This window comes from Nitrosospira multiformis (assembly GCF_900110185.1).
In the GTDB taxonomy this organism is placed as follows: domain Bacteria; phylum Pseudomonadota; class Gammaproteobacteria; order Burkholderiales; family Nitrosomonadaceae; genus Nitrosospira; species Nitrosospira multiformis_A.
Genome location: NZ_FOCT01000002.1, coordinates 175,217 through 199,014, shown reverse-complemented (window position 1 = coordinate 199,014; position 23,798 = coordinate 175,217). Strand labels below are relative to the sequence as shown.

The window sequence follows — 23,798 nt, the reverse complement described above, 5'->3', positions numbered from 1 at the left end:
GCGGGGAATGAAGGAAGTGATGTTCTGTGGAAACAGTTTGTCTTGCATCCATTTGAAGATCATCCGCGCTGGAGATAAGGAGACAAATATAAGGCGGAGAAAACGAACAGCCAGACGACATCGACAAAATGCCAGTAAACCCCGCCGATGGTGATTGCAACATGACGCTTGTGGTCAAAATAACCCATCATGGTCCAGGCGAGCAGGAGCAAAAGCACTCCCAGTCCGATAATCACATGGCACAAGTGAAAGCCGGTGATCGTAAAGTAGAGTGATCCGTACAGGTCGGAGTTGATGCTGAATGTCTTGTTTTTCCACTCCAGAAGCTGTATCGCGACAAAGGCGCTACCCAAGGCAATCGCGGCGATAAATCCGAAAATGCTGGATCGTGTTCCACCTTGCCGGATGCGCCGTTCTCCCGCCCAGAAAGCAGCGCTACTGGCAAGCAGAATGATGGTATTGATGCCCGGAATGAGCAGGCCCGGCAATCCGGTCGGGGGCCAGTCCTGTCCTGTTTGTGCCGCGAGGTAGAAGTAGGTGAACAGCAAGTATCCGAACAGGGAAGCCTCGGTTACGATGAGCGCGATCACTCCCCACCATCCGCCGGAGAGCTTACCGGCGCTTCCCACCGGCAAAGGGGTGACAACGGGGGCAGTCTCGCTCATGGGCCTTCTCCTCCTCTTCCGGCAGAGGCTGGGTCGTGCCTGGTAGTACGCTGCCCCAGGTTCCTGCGCGGCCACATCCAGACACTCAACGCGGCACAGCTTAAGGCCGTCATCAATGCAGTGAATGTCCATGAATGCAGCAACAGGCCGACGAATAGCAACGAGACGAACAAACCGACAAGGAAAGGGGTATAGGAATCCTCCGGCATTTTAAGGATGACAACCGGCTTTGCATCGATGGGCGAGGTGCCGAGTGTTTCCCGGCCCCGCATCAGCAGGTAACCTTCTTCCAGTTTGGTCCGGCTATGTTCTTCTTCTCCTTCGATCCGCCCCTCCCATAACGGGTGCCGGCTGGCAATCGTAGGAATAGTCGCAAAGTTATAAGCGGGCGGCGGGGAAGATACTGCCCATTCCAGAGTCGGCGCATCCCACGGGTTGGCGCCTGCCCGCGCTCCACGTTTCACGCTGAGGACGACATTGACGAGGAAGATCAGCACGCCAACGGCGAATATGAAGGATCCGACAGTCGTAATCAGGTTGACTTCGTCCCACCCCATGCGGGAGGGATAGGTATAAATGCGGCGCGGCATCCCGAGCAGTCCAGCGATATGCATTGGAAAAAATCCGGCGTTGAATCCGATAAACATGGTCCAGAAACTCCACTTGCCCAGTTTTTCACTCATCATGCGCCCGGTGAATTTGGGAAACCAGTAGTAGATCGCTCCTACCACCGGAAACACGTTGATCCCGAGCAGGACATAGTGCAGGTGCGCCACGATGAAGTAGGTTTCGTTAAGTTGCCAGTCGAGCGGCACCGCGGCTGTCATTACTCCCGACATCCCGCCGATGATGAACAGCGCGACGAAACCGGCAAAAAACAGAAAAGGGGTCTTGAATACGGGTTTTCCCAGCCAGATGGTCGCAATCCAGGCGAAGACGGCGACCGCGCTGGGAATGGAGATGACCATGCTGGCGGCACCGAAAATCGACAGAGCCACTGTCGGCAAACCCGTGGCGAACATATGATGGACCCACACCCCGAAACCGAGCAGCATGGTTGCCATGGTGGCCAGCGCCACTGCAGTGTAACCCACGAGCGGCCGGCGACAGAATGTAGGCAGGGCATCGGAAACGATGCCCATTGCCGGAAGCACGACGACATAGACCCAGGGATGGCCGAAAATCCAGAACAAGTGCTGCCAAAGCAGGGGCTGACCGTTATTTGCCACATCAAAAAAATGGGCGCCTATCTGACGATCAAGCCACAACAGAAAGAACGCGAGGCTAACGGCAGGGATTGCGAACAGGTTAGCCACGGAGGCGGTGAGCGTTCCCCACACCAGGATGGGGACGCGGTTTATGGTCATGCCCGGGGCCCGCATCCTGAACAGCGTAACCACGAAATTAACCGACCCTACCGTTGTGGAAATTCCGAGCAACACCATGCCGAGCGCAAAGACGTCGATATTAGGTCCGGTGTTATATACCGGGCCAGAGAAGGGCACATAATTGAACCAGCCCGCATTCGGCGCCTGCCCCAGAGGGAAGCTGATGTACATGAAGAGGCCGGCGAACAGAAAAATCCAGTAGGAAAGTGCATTGAGGCGCGGAAAGGCCATATCCCTGGAACCGAGCAAAAGCGGCCAGAGGTAGTTGGAGAAACCGGACAGAACCGGCAATGCATAGAGGAAAATCATGGTCACGCCATGCATCGTGAAAAGCTGGTTGTATTGCTCCGGCGTCAGAAATCCCATCTCCGGCCCGACAAGCTGGATGCGCAGGAACAGCGCTTCGATTCCGCCGATCACGAGGAAAAGAAAGGCCGTGACGAGATATCGTACCCCGATCGTTTTATGGTCTACTGTGGAGAGCGATCCGCGCCAACCTGGCGCCGTCTCCCAGATCTTCTCCAGACGCGCTTCGATTGGAGATCCCGCGGGAATACGTCCCACTTCCGGGATCCGTTCGAGAGGGGGGTCGATGCGATGCCGGGTGGCGCCGATAGCAGCCATACTCTAGTCCAATGTCGAAAGATAGGAGGCCAGTGCTGAAGCTTCACTGTCCGATAATGCAATACTTGGCATGCGTGCTCCCGGCTTGAAGTATTGGGCGCGGGTAATCCACTCCATCAAGTGATCCGGTGTATTGGTCAACAGTCCGGCAGCAATGCGACCGCGCGAGTTCAGATGCGTGAGATCAGGACCGTGCAGGCCTTCCGCTTCTGTTCCACGCACTGCATGACATCCCCCGCAGCGATCCATGAACAGCTTGTATCCATGCTCATTGTGTTCTGACACCGGGAAAGCCGCGCGGCGCTGCGCCTCTTGCCATTTCTCGAAATCCCGATCGCTTTCTGCAATCACTTCCAGATTCATATGGGCATGGGCCGCTCCACAAAATTGTGCGCATTGACCGGCATAAATGCCGGGCACGTCTGCCTGAATCCACTTCTGATTGACCAAGCCGGGGATCATTTGAGTTTTTCCGGCGAGTACGGGTACCCAGAATGCGTGAATGACGTCCGCGCTTTTCAACTTGAGCAGCACCGGTCTGCCTACAGGTATATGAATTTCATTGGCGGTCACAAAACGTTTCCCCGGATCGGCATGCTCGTATTCAATGTTCCACCACCAGTCGTAACCCGTTACAGTCAGGGTGAGGGCTGGAGTCTCGGTGGGCTTGGCAACTGCATTGAGCACGGTCAGGAAATAAACGGTGAGCCCCGCCAGTATGAAGGTGGAAATCCCTGTGCCGATATAAACCCATTTGAGTCCTCCGCTCTCGGCGCCGATCATGCCGGAGTCGGCAGAGCTGCGCTTGCGAACTATGGCGATTACCAGTAGCAGTATGACGATAAGGGTAATGGCGGAGAGCAAAGCCGTCATCAGCCACCCCAGATGCATTACGGGTGTGGCGGCAGGTCCGTAGCTGTGGAGGAAATAGTTTAAAGGGGTGCTGAGCGTGTCTGCTGCTTCGGATGGTCTTGCAGCGACCATGGATAGCGCCAGAAGCGTTATCCGGAAACGTAGGTTTTTTATTGCCGACCTGGAATTGAAACCTGACTTGGAAGCTTTCATGGGCTTGACCAACTCCAGTGTACGCAGAGATGCAGCGATAAGCACGATTCCGACTGCGACGGAGTGACCAAAGGCCGAACGGACTGCAAGAGAATATCGAGGTCCGCGACCGGTTAACCTGGGCTGGCGTGCGGTCAGGATACACTTTCCAGCATTCAGGGACCGACGATATCGCAGTGTTTTCAAAGATTCTACGCTGCTCATTCCATGCTTCTGTGCGCTAGCGTACGTAGAGTTTCAAAAAAAACCCCTGAACAGGTCAGCACTCCTGTTCAGGGGGGGTCCCTCATGCTCTTTCAGTTTGCGGTTGGGAGGGAGGCCGGAAAACAGGCGCTACATTACTGGAACCGATCGGAAACGCGGGATCTGAAATGCGATTCAGGTGGCTCCAGCGAGTCTTGACCCACGCTTGCAGCCAATAAAACTGATTACCGCGAGCCCGGCGAGGAGCATGCCATAGGATGACGGTTCGGGAACGCTCGTCGCGAGTTTGGATAAGTCGGCCGTGACAGAAACGCTTGCTTCCAGGCCAGGGATCAGTGTACCCAGGAGATTGGGATCGGAGTCATCATGGATGCTGACGAAGCCAGGCACGTCGGTAAGCACGATGCGACCGTTCAAATCCTGAATCTCGCGCGAATTGCCTTCGGGAAACAGGGACTTGAAGGCATTGATTTGACTCCCGGATAGATATAGCGGAGAAGCCAGCTCAACCCAGCTTACTCCTTCTGTAAAAGGCGGCGTCGTCAGAGAACCGGAGTAGCGGAAAGAACCGAGATAATTCGGCAGAAGATTGTTCAGGTTGAAGTGCTCAATATTCAGTGTTTCCTCAGTAGTTTTCGGCAAATCGGAGAAAATGGGAGCGAGTGCCTGGTTCTTGAAGAGACCTTGCTCGATATCCCGGCCGACCACGAGTAGATTGTTCGCAGCATCGCTGAAGACGAGGTGCATTTCCATGGGACTGGCTCGACCATTTATCAAATGCTCCGAGGGAGTGTGAAAGTGGAATTGAGCAAGGTTCCATTGATGTCCTGACAACATCAAGGTTCCTTCGCCGGGACTGACATTAGCCCTGATAGTACTTTCGTGATCAGGGGAGCCGTTATTGATCACGGTAAGCGCAGTATCGGAACTGAGGCTGAAGTTCAACTTGGGCAGATTTCCGTAATAGGTGCTATTCGAGCGAATATCGATCGGACTTTGTGCTTCCATCAATTCCAGATTGCTCGCCAGCGTACCCGCATATGCGGTGTTGAAGCCCAGCAAGAAAAGGACGGCGGCAAGCACGGCCACCCTCAGGGATCGAGATGTTTCATTCATAAAATGACCTCACGAAAAATAGATGTTCATAGGGTTTATAGGATGAAAGTTCTAAAAGCTTGAGAAATTCCGAATGATCGGTTCCAGCGCTCGTCAGATCGGAGAGCAGCCGGTTGGAACAGACGGAGAAGATGAGCTGGTGCTTGGCCAGTCGCTGTTGTTATGAGCCACCGAAGTCCGCGGCCGCTCCACGCACGAAACCTGCTGCAGGCTTGAAACCTTGCGAAGAACGACACCGGGTGGTGACGGAAGGGCCCTTTTTATGCAGCCGGTGATGGTTACGGACCGCACAGGGCGAATGGCCTGCTTTGTCAGACTTTCGTTAGCCTTGTATTGCAGACTCTTGTTGAAATGGAAGTTGATTCAATTCTTGACGTTCGACTCGTCCAGGTCCCTCCACGCAAGTGAAGGGGGCTCATAACAGATGAAACTGTCAGAAGGCAATCTGATATTGCAGAACGAATTGATTCCTGTTTGAAATTTTTTGTCCGGCTGCGTTGAATATGGGCCGGTTCTGGATATCGAAAGTCAGTTTGCTGTTATGTCCCTTGATCAGCCAGTTTATCCCGCCATTGAATACATTCATCTGATCATGCAAACGGTCAAAATCTGCGCTGATGAAAGAGAAGTAAGGCATCAGCTGACCATTGTTTCCACCAAGGAGGTCCTTGGGCAGCAGATATCCTATTTGCCCATACCATTGATTGCCTGTGCCAAACATGGGGAAGGCATTGCCGCCGACACTGGCCGGGTTCACCCCGTTGCCGTTCATGCGCAGATAGTTGGGGCCATAATTGGTATTGAAGTAACCGATATAAGCGGATATCGCCGTTTCCTTCACTTTGTCTACCGGGGCATCCAGATAGGCTGCAACCGACCATAAATTCATATCGTGGAACTGGGCTGTGGCTTCCGTAAGGCCAGTCCAGGTTGCATTTTTCTGTGTAATGAAACCTGCTTCCAGGTTCAGGATGCTTTTCTTGCCCAGATAGGTACCCTGCATGTACGGATTGGTCATCGGTTCCTTATCCCAGAAATTCCACATGAAGAACCCCTGGTACTGTTTCCTGTGGCCGGTTCGAGCAAATTGGGCGTTTACCGGGGAAATGATTTCAGGAGGAAGCCCGGCAGTATTGATGGGGAACGGGTCACTTGCCGTGACGCGATAGTTGAGGGGACCGATCTGGCCTCTCAGGTAGACGCTCAGCTTACGGTTGAATTGGTCGGTACGATCAGCAGTTGCCTGAGCCAGCAGAGGCACATCCATCGTCATGATCGTGCTCACGCTGGGACTGCTGAAGCGGGAGAGACCATTGGCCATGACGAGACCACCCCCCACGATCATCTGATGTCCCTGCGTCAGCCGTAATTCGCCAAAGGCATCGTGAAAGAAGGATTGAAGCTTTCTGTTATCGGCGTTCTGACTTAGGAAATTAAAATTATTCATCCCGTACTGGGTATAAAAATATACCCGATCGGTCAATTGCCCCTGTAATACAAAACGCGTACGACGCAGGCTGATGTCAGTGACATCGTCTACTGACTCACCCAGCACAGTGGAGCCGGGGTTGGTTTGTTCATATCGCGCCCATACCTGATTCAGGAAGCCGAATTTGATGTATTGGCTTCCATCCGGGTTCAGGTTGAACTTGAACGGGTCCTTCTCTTTCCAGTTCGCGTATCCATATCCTCCCTGGGGTTTTTCCTGGGATTTTTCCACGGATTTCGGGACGTCGCGCACCAGCACGCCTCCCTCGCCCTTTGCCTTGCCGTCAGCAACGACCCCATCCTGGCTCGAGGTGGTCACGGGTTTTGCCGGTTTCTCCGAAACTTTTTCAAAGGAACCCATGCGGACACGTCCTTCTCCAGGCTCGGCATAAATCTGTTTTGTTTTGGTATCGACATAGAGGTCGATGACGTAAGACGCTGCGGTATCGGGGTCTGAAGACGCTGGTTTTTCTTCGGCATACAGCGGAGCTGCAAGCAGGCAACCCGATAACAACACAAGCGAAGGTTTATATTTCATTTGACGCTCCCTTTATAGTTATGCCACATGCTTAATTACCCACATTACAAAAGTGGGAAATGCTGAGGTTATGGGGGAAAAATAACATGGCATATGTCAAGAAAATGTCATTCAAAAGTGAAGAAATAGTGAATTTCCTACGAAAAAGCAGGAGAATAGACAAAAATGAAATACAGTATATACACGGGAAACCCGTATGCAAAACGTCTATGACAAGGTATTTTTGGAAGAATCGGGTCTCATGGGGGTAAAGAATTACATTGGAAAATTTCAACGAGTCCCGGAAGAAACTGATCCGTTTCGTTGGAAATGAACGAATAGTTGAAGGCCCCGGCAGGGAAAGTAGAAGAGCGAGCTGTCAGATTCGGTGGGGCGGTAAGGGACGCGACGACACGAAAACCAGACCTGGGGAATGAGGTGTGGAACATCTCAAAAGCGGAAAAGGGTGCTCGCGCGCCACCTGATAACAGCAGAAAACAGGTTTTCGGGTCCGATTCCGGCTCTCAGCCGCCACCCGCACCTCCCGCTGAAATATTGGTGTCTACGTCCGGGTTTGGGCGGCTGGGGGCAGGCGCCACGAAGAAGCGGAGAATTTTATGCAGGAGGTCTTTCCGAGGCTCGGTATCCTGCGGGCAGGGAGCGGTACTTTTTTCTGCAGTCTGTCCCTCTTCTGACGCATTCTCGTGCCTGGGTGCCGCTTTCCCATTCGGAGAGACAGCATTTCCAGATGTCGCTTCCTGGCAATCGATCTGCGCATCGTTCTGATGGAATGCAATCAGTGTCGGGGAAGCGGACGGAGATGGGCGTTCATCCCCGGGCGTATCGGCAGCGACCGGAAGGGACAGGACAGCGACCGAAAAAAACGGCAAACAACCGAAGAGGAAGGAGCGGAAAGTGCTTTTCAAGATCAACCCTCCTGGATTGGAGCAGGCGCTCATTTGCTGCTTAAAGCGGAATCAGCCTCCCGCGCCGCCTGCGGAAATATTCTCGTCCATCTCGCGATTGGGTCCGCGGGGCGTATCAGGTCCATACAGGATGCGTACCATTTTGCACAGAAAATCCTCCTGCTCGGGCGATGCATACTTGCATGAACCGGATCCGGACTCGGAACCCTGCGCAGGCGCCTCCCATCCCTCGGCGGCATTTGCCTGATCTGTTTGCTGGGGCGCAACAGAAGCCTTATCAACAGAAGCCTTATCACTCTCTCCCTTTTCAGTCCTGCTTCCCTTTTCTTCATTGGTCCCCGGGGGAAGCTCCCAGCCCAGCGCATCCTTTTCCAGCGATTGATTCCGCTGGTTCGTATCGACAAATATATCCTGTACCCATCTGTTTGCGCGGTCCGACACACCCGATTGCGCCTGCGACATTCCTGCAGCACCAGATATGACGACGCCGGCAAATAATGCGAATGCGGCTCGCATCGCCCCGGTTTTCAGTATCCGTGGGTGTTTCATGGTCCACCTTCGTTCAAATGAGGGATAGAGCGAATGGTGCGCGCTTGAGGGTGCACGGTCAAGACAGATTTTGCGGATTTGTCGAAATCCTCAAAACTCCGGGGAGAACGGTGCAAAAAGACTATTTGAGGTGGATGAGTACCTACCTTAGGTACTCATCCCTATTGCTTCACGATTTTCAAAAATGAAGGTTACACGGATCCAAGCACAATACAGCCTGCCTCATGCAACAGAACCGGTGGGTACATGACCAGTTAACGGCTTGTTTTTACCCCTGGCAACAAATGCCATGAGGCATAACCCTGCGAGCATCATCGCGTAAGTTTCAGGTTCGGGAACTGCGGTGACGAATCCAGGCACATCCGTCAGGACGATGCGTCCGTTAAGGGCCTGAACTTCGCGTGCATCCCCCTCCGGAAACAGTGAGCTGAATGCATTGATTTGCTCCGAAGACATGAATAGCGGCTGCGATAACATCACCCAACTGACACCTTCATCAAAATCAGGCGTGGTCAGCGAACCGGAATAGCGGAAAGATTCCAGGTTGGAGGGAATGAGCGTATTGAGGTTGAAGTGGTCGATATGGAGTGTCTCGGAAGTGTTCTGCGGAATCTGGGAGAAAATCGGATCGAGATCACTGTTGAATGCGTCGGGGTCCTGGAAGGCTTGGACCCATCGGCCAACTACGAGAAGGTTGTCATTGCTGTCGCTGAAGACGAGATGCATTTCCATTGGAGATGCCACGCCATTCAACAAATGCTCGGAAGGGGTATGAAAGTGAAACTGGGCAAGCTCCCAGTCATGACCGGAAAGCGTGAGGGAACCTGCACCGGGATTGACATTGCCTCGTACTGCGGTTTTTTCAGGATCCGGCGAACCGTTGTTGATGACATCGAGTGAGGTGTCCGAACTCAGGTTGAAGTTGAGCGCCGGCAGGCGGCCGAAATAGGTGCTATCCGAGCGAAAATCGATGGGACTTTGTGACTCCATCATCGCCAAAGCCGATGGAGTGACTTCCGCGTGCGACGTTGACATTCCAAACACCAAAAGGGCTGAAAAGAGTGCGGTTTGCCGCGATAAGCGTAACAATGACATATTCATCAACTCTCCAGAATTATGACGCGCATTATGCACGCCGGGTTATGAAAAATGAATAAGATGTTGTTGCCACCTTAAACTAGCACAGCAGTTGTGAATTTAATGTCCCTGAATTGTAAAAATTTTGTCAGGAGCTCTTCGCATCAGAAGGACAGGAAGGTCTCTGAAAAGAGCAAGATGATATGCAAACTGCGTTTTGCATGAGGATGGGTGGTGGGAAAACATCAGGAGCTTCTTACAGCCCCTCAGCAGGCTCAGAGCGAATGGAGACCAAGGGTTTGGGTGAACAGGGAGATGGAGAAATCTCAGCCAAACTATTAATTCAGCGAGCAAACAGTACAAACGTCATACCGGCAGAAGCCGGTATCCCGTGACGTTCAAAGTACACTGTCATGGGTTTGGGCTGGATTCCGGATCAAGCCCGAAATACGAGATTCATGGGATTTTCAGGTCGGATCAATAGGACCTGCCAACACTTGTTTCACGCCCACGAAACAAGTATTGACAGGCTGGAGGCGCCTACCCCGGATTGTGCCAGCAGCCATCCGGCTTAATCAGGACGTCGGCTGTGGGCGGACCCCAACTGCCGCGCTCGTAGGGCAGGACATGAGGATATGTCTTGAGTACAGGATCGAGGGCCGTCCAGGATGCCTCCACCGCCTCCCTCTTGGTAAACAGAGTGTCGTCGCCAATCATTGCATCATGCAGGAGGCGTTCATAAGGCGATTCACGCCCGAAGTGCTCCTCGACCAGGCACAACTCCTGCTGATCGCCTTTGAACTCTTTTCCTGAATGCTTGACTCTCGCTGCAATGGCAACCGCTGAGACTGGAGACAGGCGGAACCTGAGGTAATTGGCGTCACACGCGGCGCTTGCCGAATCAGCAAAAAGCTTTTGCGGCGGCGGCTTCAACTGGACAAGGACCTCCGCAGCAGTCTTGGCCAGACACTTGCCGGAACGCAGATACCAAGGGACGCCTTCCCAGCGCCAGGAGTCAATGAAAAGCCGCAGGGCGCAGAATGTCTCGACATCCGAGTCCTCCGCCACGCCTGGTTCCTGGCGGTAACCTACATATTGTCCCCGCACCAGGTCCTCGGGTACAAGGGGGCGCATCGCGTGGAATATATTGATTTTTTCGCTTTGGACCGTTCCGAGACCGCGATAAGCGGGAGGTTCCATGGCCAGCAGCGCAACAATCTGGAAAAGATGATTCTGGATCACGTCGCGCAGGCAGCCGGCGGATTCGTAAAATGCGCCTCGTTCTTCAACTCCGAATTCCTCAGCCAATGTAATCTGCACGCTGGCTACATAATTACGATTCCATATCGGTTCCAGAAATGAATTGGCGAATCTGAAATAAAGAATATTCATGATCGCCTCTTTCCCGAGAAAATGGTCGATGCGAAATATCGCTTCCTCGGGGAATACGGAGCGTGCAATACGGTTCAGTTCACGTGCTGACTCAAGATCCCGTCCAAAAGGTTTTTCCACAATGACGCGCGCCCCCGCGGCCAGATCGAGCGCACCAAGACCTCTTATGACATTTTCAAAAAGAAGAGGGGGGATGGCGAGATAGTGCACGGGATGACGTGCATCTCCCAGAGTCTGTTTGAGTTCCTTGAACGTATCGAGGTTGTTGTAGTCTCCACGCACATATCGCAGCAAGGAAAAGAGGTGATCCAGCGCCGGTTTGTCATCGATCTTTCCGGAGTCGCTGATGGATTGGGTTGCTCGTTCCTTGAGTTGGTCGAGGTTCCAGGGTGTCGAGGCGACCCCGACCAGCGGCACATTGAGCATGCCCTTTTTGATCATTGCGTACAGTGCCGGAAAGATCTTTTTATAAGCGAGGTCACCCGTTATTCCAAACAGCACCAGTGCATCGGATGGCTGGGTGTAGTCATTGGTTTTTTGCAATTCGTCACTCCTCCCTTCCTGCAGTAAAAGACGAAGTCTGTTCCGGAGCTGTCGATTGACCGGCTACAGTGGGAATGCCGGTACAAAAACTCTAACTTGCTGAACGACTTTTGGCATGGATACCCTGCAAAGTCGCCAGAAATTCGATGGGGCAATCGTTCTACCACCCAAAAGAAAAAGACGGAGCATCAAGCAAGACTTATTCAGGGTCGCCCTTGCGGGTCCCTGTGAATGCCTCCTCGACGATTGTTTGAGCTTCCGTCACGATGCGATGCAGATGGTCTTTTCCCAAAAAGCTTTCAGCATAAATTTTGTAGATATCTTCCGTGCCGGAAGGACGCGCCGCAAACCATCCGTTATCGGCGATGACCTTGATACCACCGATGGAAGCATTGTTGCCGGGTGCGCAAGTGAGAATAGTGTGAATTGCCTCGCCTGCTATTTCAGTATGCCTTATCTGATCCGGCGACAGCCTGCTCAAAGTTTTCTTCTGCTCGGGGGTGGCCGGAGCGTCGATCCGTTGGAACTCGGATCGCCCGTATTCGCGTTCAAAACCGCTGTATATCTCGCCTGGATCGCGCTCCATGCGCGCCAGTATTTCACCGGAGAGTAGTGCTGCCACGATGCCATCCTTATCGGTTGTCCAGGTTTTGCCATTGATGCGCAGGAACGAGGCTCCCGCACTTTCTTCTCCGCAAAAACCAAGTGACCTGTTGCCCAAACCCTCCACAAACCACTTGAAGCCGACCGGTACTTCATAGAGCTTGCGATCGAGCGCGGCAGTCACACGGTCAATCATCTGGCTGCTTACCACCGTTTTGCCAACTGCGGTATTCGAGGTCCACTCGTGGCGGGACTGGAAGAGGTAGTGGACGGCAACAGAAAGATAATGATCCGCAGGAAGTAAGCCGCTGCTCCGGGTAACGATTCCATGCCGGTCATGATCGGTATCGCATGCGAAAGCAATGTCGAAGCGATCTTTCATATTCAGCATGCCGCGCATCGCATACGGGGAAGAGGGGTCCATGCGGATTTTGCCGTCCCAATCCAAGGTCATAAAACGGAAAGTCGGATCTATCTGGTTGTTGACCACGGTCATGTTCAGCTTGTAGCGCTCCGCGATTGCGTTCCAGTAGTGAACGCCCGCGCCGCCAAGCGGGTCAACACCCATGTGGATCTTCGAATCGGATAGGGCTTTCGTATCCACAACGTTTTGCAGATCGGCAACGTAACTGTTGAGGAAGTCGTGCCGGTGGGTGGTATCCGCACGCAACGATTTCTCGAAAGACATTCTCTTTACATCTGCCAGATTCCTTTCGAGGAAGGTGTTGGAGCTGGATTCGATCCAGGAGGTGACCTCGACTCCAGCCGGTCCTCCATGTGGCGGATTGTATTTGAAACCCCCGCTCTCAGGAGGGTTGTGGGAAGGTGTGATGACAATGCCATCTGCCAGCCCATGCGTGCGGCCCTCGTTGTAAGTCAGTATGGCATGGGAAACAGCGGGAGTGGGCGTATACTCGTCGTTCGCGGCAAGCATGACTTCCACGTCATTAGCGGCCAGCACTTCCAGAGCGCTTGCATAGGCAGGTTCCGACAATGCATGAGTATCGACCCCGAGGAACAGGGGACCGTTGATATCGTGTTGTTTGCGGTATTGGCAGATCGCTTGCGTAATGGCGAGAATGTGCCATTCATTGAAACTACCATCCAATGCCGAACCACGATGTCCGGAAGTTCCGAACACAACGCGCTCGGCGGGCAGGTTCGGGTCGGGGATACGGGTATAATAGGCGGTGACAAGCCGGGGCACATTCACCAGCATCTCGGGTTGGGCGGGTTTTCCGGCGTTAGGATTTATTTTCATGTTGTTTTTTTAAGCAGCAGACTTTTCTCATCCCGCTGGGAACTGGCAACGGGCACCGACGGGAGCGCGAGCATGCGAAGCTCAGCAGGCTTTTTCGCTCTCGCTTTTCGTACTCTTCGTATTGTGCCGGGCAATCTGCTCCTTGGCCGCTGCGACGATGTGTCCGGGTTCGAATCCGAAGCGTCGCGCAACAACTTTTGCCGGCGCGGATAGGCCGAAGCAATGCATGGCAATGATGCAGCCGCCTGCGCCTGTATAGCGCTCCCATCCGAAGCCCGACGCCTCCTCAACCCCCACGCGCGCCAATATCCCTGGGGGCAAAATTTCGTCCCGATATTCCTGGTCTTGATGTTCGAAAACTTCCCATGATGGCATGCTGATCACGCGTGATAATATTCCTTCTTTCTTGAGCTGTTCGTGGGCAGCTATACAAAGCGCGACTTCGCTTCCAGTCGTCAGCAGCAGCACGGCCGGTCTGCCGTCTTTGGCGTCGGCCAATACGTAGGCGCCGCGAGCAAGGCCGCTTGCGGGTGCATAACGGGTCCGGTCGAGAGTCGGCACTGCCTGCCGCGTCAGTATCAGGCAAACGGGCCGGTCAGTGAGTTGCATGATCAGCCGCCACGCTTCCACCACTTCATTCGCATCCGCCGGCCGCAGAACAACTAGACCGGGGGTGGCCCGCAGGGAAGCCAGATGCGCGATGGGCTGATGGGTGGGGCCGTCCTCTCCCAGGCTGATGGAATCATGGGTCCAGACGTAGATAATGGGAATCTCCATCATTGCGCTCAGGCGGAGCGCCGCTCGCCCGTAGTCGCTGAATACGAGAAAGCTCGCTGCATAGGGACGCAATTTCGATAGGCTCATTCCGTTGGCAATGGCGCACATGGCATGCTCGCGTAAGCCGAAGTGAAAATTGCGCCCACGGTAGTTACCCTTGGCGTTTTCGTACTGTTCAGGCGGCTGAAACTGTCCGTAGAAATCACCTTTCAGTTCCGTTTTTGTGGAAGGCGCGAGATCGGCCGCTCCGCCCAGCAACCAGGCAATTTTCCCGGCAATGGCATTCAGTACCTTGCCGGATGACTCCCTGGTGGCCATACCTTTCTCGTCTGCGGGGAAGGTCGGTAGTTCGCTATCCCAACCTGCCGGCAAGCCGCGTTGCTGCATGCGGTCGATCTGCTCCGCCAGATCCGGATATTGCTTCCGATAGGCATCAAACTGTGTGCGCCAGGCGGCGTGTGCAGCTCTGCCGCGCTCACCGAACCCTGTCTGGAAGTACTCCCGGACTCCATCCGGTACATAAAATTGCTTGTCGGGGTCGCACCCATAGAATTCCTTGGCGAGGCGAGATTCTTCAGGCCCGAGCGGTTCGCCATGCGCTTCCCGCGAGTCATGTTTGTGCGGCGCCCCATAACCGATATGGCTATGCACGATGATCAGGGTGGGACGATCATCGGTGCGCAGGAACGTCTCGTAAGCCCCCGCCAGGAGCGGTAACCCATTTGCATCATCCACGTGAGCGACACTCCACCCGTATGCGGAAAACCGCGCGGCTACGTCTTCCGTGAAGGTGAGATCGGTCGATCCTTCGATCGTGATGCGATTATCATCATATATCCAGCACAGGTTTCCAAGCTTGAGATGCCCTGCCAGGGATGCCGCCTCACTGCTGACGCCTTCCATCATGTCGCCGTCACTGCACAAGGCATAAACGTTGTGCTTGAACAATTCGAAATCGGGCCGGTTGTAAGTGTCCGCAAGCCACCGCCCGGCTATAGCCATGCCGACGCTGGCCCCGGTGCCCTGGCCCAGCGGTCCCGTCGTCGTTTCCACTCCTGAAGTCCATCCATATTCCGGGTGGCCGGTACAACGGCTGCCTGCCTGGCGAAATGTCTTGAGGTCATCCATCGTCACCGCCAGCCGGTCTTCACCCTCGTAAGAGGGACTCGTTCCCTTTACTCCTGTCAGATGGAGGAGGCTGTAGAGCAGCGCTGAAGCGTGACCGGCAGAAAGTATGAAACGGTCGCGATTGGGCCAGTCCGGGTTATCCGGATCGTAACGCAGAAAGCGCTGCCAGAGACAAAAGGCTGTAGGAGCTGCGCCCATTGGTGTACCGGGGTGACCGGAGTGGGCTTTTTCCACTTGGTCGATGGAGAGGCTGCGAAGCGTGTTGATACAGATTTGGTCCAGATCGGTCTGTTCGCTCATGAGAGTGCTCCCGTAAAAGCAACCTTACGCGAATTACAGAAATCCGTTAATGGGATTCCATGGGGCTGTGAGCAATGCGCTTTCCGTCTCCCGTCAATATATAAAGTGCGAGTATACGAATATATTACGGGTTTCCCCGACCGTCGCAGTGGAGGCCGACGCGCAAGGGAAGTGGTAGAAAACCATACTTTTCGACTCCCGACAGGAGCCAATGTTCACAGCTATTTTTGTTTCAGCCTGTTGTACCGCTGTATCAGGGCATTGGTTGAGCTATCATGTTTTAGTGGCTCGCCGTTTTCATCCTCCAGTTCCTGCCCGATGCAGCGTGCGAGCACTTTGCCGAGTTCGACACCCCATTGATCGAACGAATCGATCTGCCAGATTGTTCCCTGCGTAAAAACACTCTGCTCATAAAGAGCGACAAGGGCACCGAGGGTGTGGGGTGTGAGGCGCTCGGCAAGTATTGTATTGGTGGGACGATTACCCTCAAAACTGCGATGCGGGCAAAGCCAGTCCGGGACACCTTCGGCTTTGACTTCATCTTCCGTTTTTCCGAAAGCAAGCGCCTCGGTCTGGGCAAACAGATTCGCCATGAGGAGGTCATGGTGATCGCCTAAGGGGTTCAGGGTTTGGCAGAAGCCGATAAAATCACAGGGAATCAATCGGGTTCCCTGATGGATGAGCTGGTAAAACGAATGTTGTCCGTTGGTGCCGGGTTCCCCCCACACGATAGGTGAGGTCTGATAGTCAACCTGGGAGCCAGCCAGTGTAATGTGCTTTCCATTGCTCTCCATTGTCAGTTGCTGGAGGTAAGCCGGAAAGCGCTTCAAATATTGCTCGTAGGGCAGCACGGCGAGTGTCTGCGCGCCAAAGAAATTGTTATACCAGAGTGACAGCAACCCCATCAGGACGGGAAGATTCCTGTCGAATGGAGCGGAATGGAAGTGCTGATCCATTGCGTGGAAGCCGGCGAGCATCTCACGGAAATTCTCTGGGCCGATGGCAATCATGGTCGAGAGCCCGATCGCGGAATCCATGGAATAGCGTCCACCTACCCAGTCCCAGAATTCGAACATGTTGGCGGTATCGATGCCGAATCTGGCTACTTCCTCCGCATTGGTGGAGACAGCGACGAAGTGCTTGCGCACCCCATCCAGATCCTTTATCTGTCGCAGCATCCATCGCCGGGCGGTGTGGGCATTGGTCAGCGTTTCTGGGGTCGTGAATGTCTTGGAGCAGATAATGAACAGGGTTTCTTCGGGATCAAGACCCCGTGTAGCCTCCACGAAATCTGTGCCATCAACATTGGAGATGAAACGAAAGCTGAGATTGTGCAGACTGTAGTGGCGCAGCGCTTCATACGCCATGACCGGGCCCAGATCGGAGCCGCCGATACCGATATTGATGATATTGCGAATTCGCTTGCCAGTATGCCCCTGCCAGTCCCCGCTACGTATCCTGTCGGAGAAATCCGCCATACGGTCGAGCACGTCATGCACCCCGGGCACAACGTCATTTCCGTCGACGAGGATTTTTTCATTACGAGGCGCGCGCAAGGCAATGTGGAGTACAGCACGCTGCTCCGTCATATTGATGGCGTCGCCCCTGAACATAGCTTCAATGCGCTCGCGCAGGCCGCATTCTTCGGCAAGCTGCACCAGTAGATGAAGCGTTTCATCAGTGATGCGATTTTTCGAATAATCCAAGTACAGGCCGACGGCCTCGGCCGTAAATCGCTCACCCCGCTTCGGGTCGTCAGCGAAGAGCTGACGCAAATGCATGCCTTTGATCGTCTGGTAGTGCGCTTCCAGTGCCTTCCAGGCAGGCCTTTGCGTCAGGGGCGTGATCATGGGTTTCGTCATGCTTGCTGTCCCTCAATCATCTTTCGTTTTCTTTTGGCCAGTCGCCGCCAAGTCCACATGGCATAACCCGACAAGGCGTACAGAAAAAACAGGCAGAACAGCACGACCGGTGGATGACTCGGAATCAATGCAAAAAAGAACAGCGCCAATAACAGGGCAGTGATGAATGGCACCGACTTGCGCAGATTGATTTCCTTGCCGCTGTAGTAGGGAATATCGCTCACCATAGTCAGGCCTGCGAACAGGGTAATGCACCAGGCGAGCCATCGTACATCTGTGCCCGCTATGTCAAAATCCAGCATGAGCCATATGAGCCCAGCAATGAGGGCAGCCGCTGCGGGACTGGGTAGACCCTGAAAATAGCGCTTGTCCACAATTCCAATATTGGTATTGAAACGCGCGAGGCGCAGGGCAGCGCAGACGCAATAGATAAAAGCAGCGATCCAGCCCCATTTGCCCATCCCTTTCAGCGCCCATTCGTATATTACGAGCGCAGGTGCGGCGCCAAACGAAACCATATCGGAAAGGCTGTCGTATTCCGCGCCAAATTCGCTTTGCGTATGGGTGAGGCGGGCGACGCGGCCATCGAGCCCATCCAATACCATCGCGATAAAAATCGCCACGGCGGAGTGCTCGAAGCGTCCATTCATTGCCTGGACAATGGCATAGAACCCCGCAAACAGGGCACCGGTGGTGAAGAGATTGGGCAACAGATAAATGCCCCGCCGGCGCAGCTTGGCTTCGAAAACAGGGCGCGACTGAGATTCCTGCATCTTGATGCAATCCCGAAGGGAGATAGATGCATGTTAAACGGTTATCGGGCGGCGGTAAACACCACCAGGTTGGCCTCAGAAAATGTGACCGGCAAAAATGCCAGTCCTTGACGAGGATAATCCGCTGGGGTTTTCAGGGCCATTCCGGGAGTTGGTTTTCGGCGGTGTAAATCGAAACAGGTCTTAGAATGCTCGCCCTGTTTGCAAATTCAGCCAATGTCAGGTCATTGAGAGTCGGGTGACGCCGACTCTCGTTTAGTCCCGCTGCCAGTCTTCGATGATTGCTTTGACCTCTTCCAGCGTTTCAAACCAGTGCAAGTTAAAACACTCGTCCCGGAATGAAGCGCTACTTCAACAATGCGCATTCGGTAGTCCGCCTGGACTATTGTACAGCCCTGACTGGAGGTCTATTTTGCTTGAAGTGGGTATAGGAATAACAACAATTAGGAGCTAAATATGAATACCAAGCTTTTGAGACGGTTATCCAGTCTGGCAATAATAGCCACATCCCTTACTTTTACCGTTCCCGAGCTGCATATACTTTTCGGGATGATCCCTCTTCTGCTTGGGGTCGCGATTCATTAACTGCACCCCATACCAATGGGAACGTCTACACAGTCGAAAATCTTTTGGTTCAAAACACCACTGCGAATTCCTTGCCAGAATTGAACTTCACGATTCCTTTCGCATGGCAGAAGGTTGGCGAGACTTACCTGCCCATGGAATGGCGCAATGACCTAAACGGGTGGTACACCAGCAACTTCAACAATACTGGAACCAGCCTGACCGTTAAATTAACAAGCCCGGTTGCGAACACCGTAGCCATGGGGGAACTTGCGGATTTGAGCGGAAGCCAGCAACTCCCGTTGACGGAGCCATGTTTCTCCGGCTCGCCCAGTTGTCAGAGTGGAATGGGCCAACCGCCCGAAACCCGTAATACAACGGATCTTATCCCTGTTTTTTCATTAGGTTCATTGGCACCAAACGAGGCAAAACGTTTTGATGTCTCGTTTACCTATACTTTCGGAGATAATAGGGCTGGGACTGACGGCGCAACAACTTCGTTTTTTGGCTATACGGTTTCTCCCATTCCAGAAGCGGAAACCTACGCCATGTTTCTAGCTGGTCTGGGCATGATGGTTTTTATGGCGCCCCGCAGGAAGGCATAGACGGGTTCACAGGCGCATTCAGTTCAGCATGCAAACCCCGCTTGGGCGGGGGGGTTGCATGCTGAATTGTTTGAGACCCTTTTTCAAATTCCTGTGATGAGGAAGAGGGAGACGTTTGAGAATGGCTACTAGATCATCAGGATTGTCCATCAATACGTGACACTCCCATAGGCATTCAATCTATTTCTACTTCTGGCAGAGAACGGTCTACGTCTCTTATAGAGTGAGGGGTAGCCGAACAACAGCACTACTACCCTCTCCCAACTGGCTTCCTAATTTTTCGCCTGATCGACCAGCTTGTTCTTTTTGATCCAGGGCATCATATCACGCAGTTTGGCGCCCACCTGTTCGATCTGGTGCTCAGATGCGAGACGACGGCTGGCTTTGAGCATGGGTGCGCCGGCGCGATTTTCAAGGATGAATTCGCGGGCATATTCCCCTGTCTGAATCTGGCGCAAAATCTTGCGCATTTCAGCACGGGTGGCGTCGGTGATCACACGGGGGCCGCGCGAAATATCTCCATACTCGGCGTTGTTGGAAATGGAGTAGCGCATATTGGCGATACCGCCTTCATAGATCAGGTCGACGATCAGTTTGACTTCGTGCAGACATTCGAAATAGGCCATCTCCGGCGCGTACCCGGCTTCCACCAGGGTTTCGAAGCCAGCCTGGATCAAGGCAGTCAGACCACCACACAGCACGACCTGTTCGCCGAACAGATCGGTTTCGGTTTCCTCGCGGAAATTGGTCTCGATCACGCCGCCCCGGGTACCGCCATTGGCTGCGGCATAGGAGAGCGCCAAGTCACGTGCCCTGCCGGACTTGTCCTGATGCACTGCAATAAGTGAAGGCACGCCCCCGCCCTGGAGGTAGGTGGAGCGTACCAGGTGACCCGGCCCCTTGGGAGCGATCATGATGACGTCTAGATCTTCCCGGGGCGCTACCTGGCCATAATGAATATTGAAGCCATGGGCAAAGGCAAGAGTAGCGCCTTTCTTGAGGTTGGGTTCGATTTCGGTCGCGTATACGGCAGCAATCTGCTCATCGGGCAGCAGGGCCATCACGACGTCTGCATCTTTTACCGACTCAGCCACCTCTTTGACGGTAAGGCCGGCCTTTTCCGCCTTGCCCCAGGAAGCTCCCTCCTTGCGCAGGCCAACTGTTACCGCCACGCCGGAATCGCTCAGATTATTGGCGTGGGCGTGACCTTGCGACCCGTAGCCGACAATAGTGACTTTCTTGTCCCGAATGAGCGACAAGTCGGCGTCTTTATCGTAATAAACGTTCATGATTTCCTTTATGTTCAAAATAGAAAAGCGCCGTTAAACGCAAGCCCGCAAGGCTCGGCTCTTCCCGGCGCAACTGCTGCTGGATTTGGTTAAACCTTCAATATCCGTTCGCCGCGACCGATGCCGGATGCACCGGTGCGTACCGTTTCCAGAATGGTCGTGTGATTCATGGCTTCGATGAATGCATCGAGCTTGGAACCGGTACCCGTCAATTCGATCGTGTACGACTTGTCGGTGACATCGATGATGCGACCGCGAAAAATATCAGCCATACGCTTTATCTCCTCGCGATCATGGTCAACCGCCCGCACTTTGATCAGCATCAGTTCGCGCTCGATGTGATTGCCCTCACTCAAGTCAACCACTTTGACCACTTCAATGAGCTTGTTCAGTTGCTTCGTGATCTGCTCGATCACGTCGTCAGACCCGGTGGTGACCAGCGTCATGCGAGACAAGGTGGAATCTTCAGTAGCGGCGACGGTAAGCGATTCGATATTGTAGCCACGTGAAGAAAACAGGCCGGCGACGCGAGACAGGGCGCCTGCTTCGTTTTCCATCAAAAGTGAAATGATATGCCGCATATTTGTTTTTATACCAGAATCATTTCAGAGAGACCCTTGCCGCCCGGCACCATCGGGAATACGTTTTCGGTCTGGTCGGTGACGAAATCCATGAACACCAACCTGCCCTTGAGCTTGAATGCCTCCTGTAAAGCGGCTTCGACATCGCCGGGCTGTTCGATCCGCATGCCGACATGGCCGTAACTCTCCGCCAGCTTCACGAAATCAGGCAGCGCATCCATGTAGGACTCCGCATAGCGGTTGCCATGGAAGAACTCCTGCCACTGCCGCACCATTCCCATATAGCGGTTATTCAGGTTGATGATCTTGAGCGGAAGGTGATATTGCTTGCAGGTCGACAGCTCCTGGATGCACATCTGGATGCTGGCTTCGCCGGTAATGCAGGCTACGTGGGCGCCTGGATTAGCCATCTGAACACCCATGGCCGAAGGCAGACCGAAACCCATCGTTCCAAGCCCTCCGGAATTGATCCACCGCCGCGGCAGGTCGAATTTGTAAAATTGCGCTGCCCACATCTGGTGCTGACCGACATCCGAGGTAATGAAGGCATCGCCATTCGTTACCTTGTAGAGCGTTTCCACCACCATCTGCGGTTTGATGATCGCGCTTGTGCGGTCATACCTGAGACAGTCGCGCTCCCGCCATGAATCGATCTGCGCCCACCAGGCGTCAAGAGCGCTCTGATCGGGTTTTTCCTTGCGCAGTTCAAGCAGCTTTATGAGTTCATCCAGCACATCGGGGACATTGCCGACGATAGGCACGTCCACTTTGACGCGCTTCGAAATGGAGGAAGGATCGATATCTATGTGGATGATCTTGCGGTCCGGATTGTAGAAATGCTTGGGATTGCCGATGACGCGATCGTCGAAACGGGCACCTACCGCCACCAGCACGTCGCAATGCTGCATCGCCATGTTGGCCTCGTAAGTGCCATGCATGCCCAGCATGCCGACAAACTGGCGGTCCGTTGCGGGATAACCCCCTAAGCCCATCAATGTGTTGGTGCAGGGAAAGCGCAGCAGGCGGACGAGTTCCGTCAACCGGGAAGCGGCATCGCTGAGGATGACTCCCCCGCCGGTGTAGATCATCGGACGCCTGGCTTCCAGGATCAGTTGAACGGCTTTTTTGATCTGTCCGGCGTGCCCCCGGATATTCGGATTATAGGAGCGCATCGTGACACGCTCGGGATAAACGAATTTTGTTTTCTGCTGGCTCACGTCCTTCGGGATGTCGACCAGCACTGGACCGGGACGCCCTGTCGAAGCGATATAGAACGCTTTCTTGATGGTAACGGCAAGCTCTGCGACATCCTTCACCAGAAAATTGTGCTTCACGCAGGGACGCGTGATGCCTACGGTATCGACCTCCTGGAACGCGTCCAAGCCGATGGCATGGGTGGGCACCTGGCCGCTGATGATGACGAGGGGAATCGAATCCATATAGGCAGTGGCGATGCCGGTCACGGCATTGGTCACGCCCGGTCCGGAAGTGACCAGCGCCACCCCTACCTTGTTGCTGGAGCGGGCATAGCCGTCCGCGGCATGTACCGCGGCCTGTTCGTGCCGCACCAGGATATGCCTGACCTTATCCTGCTTGAACAATTCGTCATACAGGAACAGCACAGCGCCCCCGGGATAGCCGAAAATATGTTCTACCCCTTCCTCTTGTAAGCAACGCACCGTAATTTCGGCGCCCGTCAGATCCGCGCTCATGCTTTCCTGCGTTTCAAGATGTTGAATATCGGCAATATATGTTGGGTTAAACATTAAACAGTAACGGTTAGGTGACTTTTGGTCAACAGTTCGAGTATGGAATCGACAGGTAGACAGGTATACGGGGCAATTTCAAACGCGCTAAAACCTTATCCGCCGCGTAATTCGCAAGCGGCTCAGGAATGACAGATCAGGAAGCCATGAATCAGAGCAGGGCGGGTCTCAAGACCCTGCTTCTGAAGAACATGCGCATACAACCGCCGTACCGGGCCATAATGTCACGATACTTGACTCTGCGCTCCATGAAGGGATGAAAAGCTTAACTTTTACTATCCTTTTCATCCCCTTTTCGATACGGACATGAGGGCTTGATGCAATCCGCGTAAAGTGAAAGCGAGTGCTCGTGTATGGCAAATCCGCGTTCACGGGCAATTTTAATCTGACGCTTCTCGATTTCGGCGTCATAAAACTCTTCCACCCTGCCGCATTGCAGGCAGACCAGATGGTCATGATGGGCGTCGCTGGCAAGCTCAAACACTGCCTTGCCGCCTTCAAAATGGTGGCGCTCGAGCAACCCGGCCTGTTCAAACTGGGTCAGTACCCGGTAGACCGTGGCCAGACCGATATCATCGCCTTCGCTGATGAGCGTTCTGTAAACATCTTCCGCAGAGAGATGCCTGACAGGACTGCTTTCGAACAGACTCAGTATTCTAAGGCGCGGCAGCGTAGCCTTCAAGCCCATGGTCTTAAGATTGCTCGGATTACTCATAGCGCATCCAATCGTCAAGT

The 23,798-nt window shown here is 53.9% G+C and carries 19 protein-coding genes; 2 read left to right on the top strand and 17 right to left on the bottom strand.

Translation table 11 applies throughout. The features are described 5' to 3' along the window. Positions 1-59: 59 nt before the first annotated feature. From BMY01_RS03170 to pssA, 13 genes are all read right to left on the bottom strand, one after another. The gene (locus BMY01_RS03170; protein ID WP_074744225.1) at positions 60-665 is read right to left on the bottom strand and encodes a cytochrome c oxidase subunit 3; all 606 of its coding nucleotides are present in this window, start codon (positions 663-665) and stop codon (positions 60-62) included. Then, positions 662-2,677: a cytochrome c oxidase subunit I gene (gene ctaD, locus BMY01_RS03165; protein ID WP_074744223.1), complete on the bottom strand. Its 2,016-nt coding sequence runs from the start codon at positions 2,675-2,677 to the stop codon at positions 662-664. Before ctaD ends, BMY01_RS03170 begins: the two co-directional genes overlap by 4 nt. A gap of 3 nt (positions 2,678-2,680) precedes the next feature. Next, positions 2,681-3,742 (bottom strand): cytochrome c oxidase subunit II, encoded by a 1,062-nt coding sequence (coxB, locus tag BMY01_RS03160; RefSeq protein ID WP_074744558.1) that lies wholly within the window; start codon positions 3,740-3,742, stop codon positions 2,681-2,683. 378 nt (positions 3,743-4,120) lie between these two features. Further along, positions 4,121-5,062, bottom strand: a complete 942-nt coding sequence (locus tag BMY01_RS03155) for a carbonic anhydrase family protein (protein WP_074744221.1) — start codon at positions 5,060-5,062, stop codon at positions 4,121-4,123. A gap of 433 nt (positions 5,063-5,495) precedes the next feature. Next, positions 5,496-7,088, bottom strand: a complete 1,593-nt coding sequence (locus BMY01_RS03150) for a hypothetical protein (RefSeq protein WP_074744219.1) — start codon at positions 7,086-7,088, stop codon at positions 5,496-5,498. Between the two features lie 503 nt (positions 7,089-7,591). Continuing rightward, complete coding sequence (locus tag BMY01_RS03145; RefSeq protein WP_139176686.1) at positions 7,592-7,993, bottom strand: hypothetical protein; 402 nt, start codon at positions 7,991-7,993, stop codon at positions 7,592-7,594. Positions 7,994-8,044: 51 nt separating this feature from the next. Beyond that, complete coding sequence (locus tag BMY01_RS03140; RefSeq protein WP_139176683.1) at positions 8,045-8,542, bottom strand: hypothetical protein; 498 nt, start codon at positions 8,540-8,542, stop codon at positions 8,045-8,047. Positions 8,543-8,764: 222 nt separating this feature from the next. Next, positions 8,765-9,577, bottom strand: coding sequence for a carbonic anhydrase family protein (locus BMY01_RS03135; protein WP_254772581.1), 813 nt, complete (start codon positions 9,575-9,577; stop codon positions 8,765-8,767). 582 nt (positions 9,578-10,159) lie between these two features. Then, a complete protein-coding gene (zwf, locus tag BMY01_RS03130; protein ID WP_074744211.1) occupies positions 10,160-11,554 on the bottom strand; it encodes a glucose-6-phosphate dehydrogenase in 1,395 nt (464 codons plus the stop codon). Positions 11,555-11,753: 199 nt separating this feature from the next. Continuing rightward, a complete protein-coding gene (gene pgm, locus BMY01_RS03125; protein WP_074744209.1) occupies positions 11,754-13,418 on the bottom strand; it encodes a phosphoglucomutase (alpha-D-glucose-1,6-bisphosphate-dependent) in 1,665 nt (554 codons plus the stop codon). Positions 13,419-13,499: 81 nt separating this feature from the next. Continuing rightward, the gene (tkt, locus tag BMY01_RS03120) at positions 13,500-15,623 is read right to left on the bottom strand and encodes a transketolase (protein WP_074744207.1); all 2,124 of its coding nucleotides are present in this window, start codon (positions 15,621-15,623) and stop codon (positions 13,500-13,502) included. A 221-nt stretch (positions 15,624-15,844) separates the two neighbouring features. Next, positions 15,845-17,485 carry a glucose-6-phosphate isomerase gene (gene pgi, locus BMY01_RS03115; RefSeq protein WP_074744205.1) on the bottom strand — a complete coding sequence of 547 codons (1,641 nt, stop codon included), beginning with the start codon at positions 17,483-17,485 and terminating at the stop codon, positions 15,845-15,847. Further along, positions 17,482-18,258, bottom strand: a complete 777-nt coding sequence (gene pssA / locus BMY01_RS03110) for a CDP-diacylglycerol--serine O-phosphatidyltransferase (protein WP_074705268.1) — start codon at positions 18,256-18,258, stop codon at positions 17,482-17,484. Before pssA ends, pgi begins: the two co-directional genes overlap by 4 nt. Positions 18,259-18,714: 456 nt before the next feature. Here pssA and BMY01_RS18565 point away from each other — a divergent pair, with 456 nt between their 5' ends. Continuing rightward, entirely contained in the window at positions 18,715-18,843 is a 129-nt protein-coding gene (locus BMY01_RS18565) for a hypothetical protein (RefSeq protein ID WP_302848414.1), read from the top strand. 44 nt (positions 18,844-18,887) lie between these two features. After that, complete coding sequence (locus BMY01_RS18235; RefSeq protein ID WP_074744203.1) at positions 18,888-19,427, top strand: PEP-CTERM sorting domain-containing protein; 540 nt, start codon at positions 18,888-18,890, stop codon at positions 19,425-19,427. A gap of 272 nt (positions 19,428-19,699) precedes the next feature. Here the strand turns inward: BMY01_RS18235 and ilvC are convergent, their stop codons facing one another. From ilvC to fur, 4 genes are all read right to left on the bottom strand, one after another. Further along, positions 19,700-20,716 (bottom strand): ketol-acid reductoisomerase, encoded by a 1,017-nt coding sequence (ilvC, locus tag BMY01_RS03100; RefSeq protein WP_074744201.1) that lies wholly within the window; start codon positions 20,714-20,716, stop codon positions 19,700-19,702. Positions 20,717-20,805: 89 nt separating this feature from the next. Beyond that, entirely contained in the window at positions 20,806-21,297 is a 492-nt protein-coding gene (gene ilvN, locus BMY01_RS03095) for an acetolactate synthase small subunit (protein WP_074705277.1), read from the bottom strand. A gap of 8 nt (positions 21,298-21,305) precedes the next feature. Beyond that, positions 21,306-23,063: an acetolactate synthase 3 catalytic subunit gene (locus BMY01_RS03090; protein WP_074744199.1), complete on the bottom strand. Its 1,758-nt coding sequence runs from the start codon at positions 23,061-23,063 to the stop codon at positions 21,306-21,308. A 265-nt stretch (positions 23,064-23,328) separates the two neighbouring features. Further along, positions 23,329-23,778, bottom strand: coding sequence for a ferric iron uptake transcriptional regulator (gene fur, locus BMY01_RS03085; RefSeq protein WP_011379837.1), 450 nt, complete (start codon positions 23,776-23,778; stop codon positions 23,329-23,331). Positions 23,779-23,798 lie beyond the last annotated feature (20 nt).

Excerpts from the sequence above, each read along its gene's own strand:
- ilvN (WP_074705277.1), bottom strand. The coding sequence starts at position 21,297 with ATGCGGCATATCATTTCACTTTTGATGGAAAACGAAGCAGGCGCCCTG.
- fur (WP_011379837.1), bottom strand. The coding sequence starts at position 23,778 with ATGAGTAATCCGAGCAATCTTAAGACCATGGGCTTGAAGGCTACGCTG.
- tkt (WP_074744207.1), bottom strand. The coding sequence starts at position 15,623 with ATGAGCGAACAGACCGATCTGGACCAAATCTGTATCAACACGCTTCGC.
- coxB (WP_074744558.1), bottom strand. The coding sequence starts at position 3,742 with ATGAAAGCTTCCAAGTCAGGTTTCAATTCCAGGTCGGCAATAAAAAAC.
- pgm (WP_074744209.1), bottom strand. The coding sequence starts at position 13,418 with ATGAAAATAAATCCTAACGCCGGAAAACCCGCCCAACCCGAGATGCTG.
- BMY01_RS03140 (WP_139176683.1), bottom strand. The coding sequence starts at position 8,542 with ATGAAACACCCACGGATACTGAAAACCGGGGCGATGCGAGCCGCATTC.
- BMY01_RS03150 (WP_074744219.1), bottom strand. The coding sequence starts at position 7,088 with ATGAAATATAAACCTTCGCTTGTGTTGTTATCGGGTTGCCTGCTTGCA.
- ilvC (WP_074744201.1), bottom strand. The coding sequence starts at position 20,716 with ATGAACGTTTATTACGATAAAGACGCCGACTTGTCGCTCATTCGGGAC.
- BMY01_RS03090 (WP_074744199.1), bottom strand. The coding sequence starts at position 23,063 with ATGTTTAACCCAACATATATTGCCGATATTCAACATCTTGAAACGCAG.
- ctaD (WP_074744223.1), bottom strand. The coding sequence starts at position 2,677 with ATGGCTGCTATCGGCGCCACCCGGCATCGCATCGACCCCCCTCTCGAA.
- BMY01_RS03155 (WP_074744221.1), bottom strand. The coding sequence starts at position 5,062 with ATGAATGAAACATCTCGATCCCTGAGGGTGGCCGTGCTTGCCGCCGTC.
- pgi (WP_074744205.1), bottom strand. The coding sequence starts at position 17,485 with ATGACGAAACCCATGATCACGCCCCTGACGCAAAGGCCTGCCTGGAAG.
- pssA (WP_074705268.1), bottom strand. The coding sequence starts at position 18,258 with ATGCAGGAATCTCAGTCGCGCCCTGTTTTCGAAGCCAAGCTGCGCCGG.
- BMY01_RS18565 (WP_302848414.1), top strand. The coding sequence starts at position 18,715 with ATGAATACCAAGCTTTTGAGACGGTTATCCAGTCTGGCAATAATAGCC.
- BMY01_RS03135 (WP_254772581.1), bottom strand. The coding sequence starts at position 9,577 with ATGTCAACGTCGCACGCGGAAGTCACTCCATCGGCTTTGGCGATGATG.
- BMY01_RS03170 (WP_074744225.1), bottom strand. The coding sequence starts at position 665 with ATGAGCGAGACTGCCCCCGTTGTCACCCCTTTGCCGGTGGGAAGCGCC.